This window comes from Bacillus sp. P4_D3 (genome assembly GCF_056401855.1).
In genome coordinates this window covers 1-1620 of record NZ_JBFUIN010000689.1, presented here as the reverse complement: position 1 = coordinate 1620, position 1620 = coordinate 1, and the positions used below count along the sequence as shown (strand labels likewise).

The following is a 1620-nucleotide window of genomic DNA, read 5'->3' as shown; positions in this document are numbered from 1 at the left end:
GTATCAAATCCATAATCGTTATGAAAATATAGAAAAATAAGAATAGTTACTGCGTATAATGTAGCCCACTTCATCATCTTTCCTTTTGCTTTACTAAAAAAGGAAGCGGATCTTTCATCCATACTAAATGCACCTTCACTTGCCTGTTTAAACGTATCAATTGTTGTCAAAATATGAAAAATTACTGCTCCTAAAAATAATAATCCTGCATACAGTAATGTAATCTGATCAATTGAATTATTAGCCATTTTAGTACCAATCAAAACTACGAGTAATATTGTTGCCATTTGAAATGCATTTAATAATACAACAATTGTTTGTAGCTTTTGAAATTTAAATTGAGCTTTTGGAAATAAATATAGAATGAAAAAAATTACTTGCAGAGCATATAAYAACACTTCYARCTTAACAATTCCTATATTAARGAGAASCATACAGTAATCCCAMYCASCTGATAMAAYAATAGAAAAAAYGRYTATTGAACTAWAWAGTATTCCYCCAAACATAAAWCCYGTAGCACCCTCAGGACTTAAACGMYCWTTACATGTCATCCTAAACTTATMTAAATCTTCYTCTTYTATATYCCACATCYTGGCTCTTCACCYTCTATACGTTTCAATTATTTTTCGAACACTAAAATTCTATTAATATATTATTTATTTTTCGTTTTGAATTTCTTATTTTGTTTTCGAATTCTTCCACACTTTCTCTCATTCTCTTCCCACGTCATATTAAATGACTTGAATTTAAATCTACAGTACACCAATAGTTGAAATTCTGCCGCTCCTATTGCTACTGYATACATAACAACATTACACATAACATAACCAAACATTGTGTTTAATGAGTAATTATTATTTATATAAATCAAAACAAGAAGAATTAACACATAAATTACAGCACCTTGTATAACATGTCCCTTTGTTTTACTAAAAAACGAATCTGATTTGTCCCCACTACTAAATGCACCTTCGCTTACTTGTTTAAATGTATCAACTGTTGTCACAATATGAACAATAATTCCACCTAATACTAATAGACCTACATAAACACGTGTATTGAGATCAATTGAATGCTCAATCATCCCAGAAAGAACAAATAACGTGCATCCGATAGTTCCAAGTTGAAATGCATATAATAATATAACGAGCGTTTGTAATTTTTGAAATTTATAACGAGCTTTAGGGAATAAATATAGAATTAAAAACATTACTTGCAAACCATATAACACTAATTCAATCCTAACAATTACCTTATCAAACAAGGTAGTATAATAATCTATTCCTCCTATAAAAATAATAACCATAAATAATGAAGTATAAAATATCGTTCCGAGCATAAATCCCGTCGCACCTTCAGGACTTAAACGCCCTTGACATGTCATYCKAAACTTATMTAAATCTTCTTCTTTTATATYCCACAYCYTGRCWYTTCACCTTCTATACAGTTTAAATAATTTYCATTCACTTCAATTCTATTTCMCTCTTATTTACTTTTCGATTTGGATTTTGTATTTCGCTTTCGAATTCTCCCACGCATTCTCTCATTCTCTTCCCATGACATATTAAATGACTTGAATTTAAATCTACAGTACRCCAATARTTGRAATTCTGCCGCTCC

Annotated in this window: 2 protein-coding genes; both read right to left on the bottom strand. The window is 30.0% G+C overall.

Annotated features, from left to right (window positions below; translation table 11 throughout):
- Positions 1-590, bottom strand: a 590-nt coding sequence (locus AC1DTM_RS25615; protein WP_477001203.1) for a hypothetical protein, incomplete at its 3' end; no start/stop codon positions are given.
- A gap of 62 nt (positions 591-652) precedes the next feature.
- Positions 653-1423, bottom strand: a complete 771-nt coding sequence (locus tag AC1DTM_RS25610; RefSeq protein WP_477001204.1) for a hypothetical protein — start codon at positions 1421-1423, stop codon at positions 653-655.
- Positions 1424-1620 lie beyond the last annotated feature (197 nt).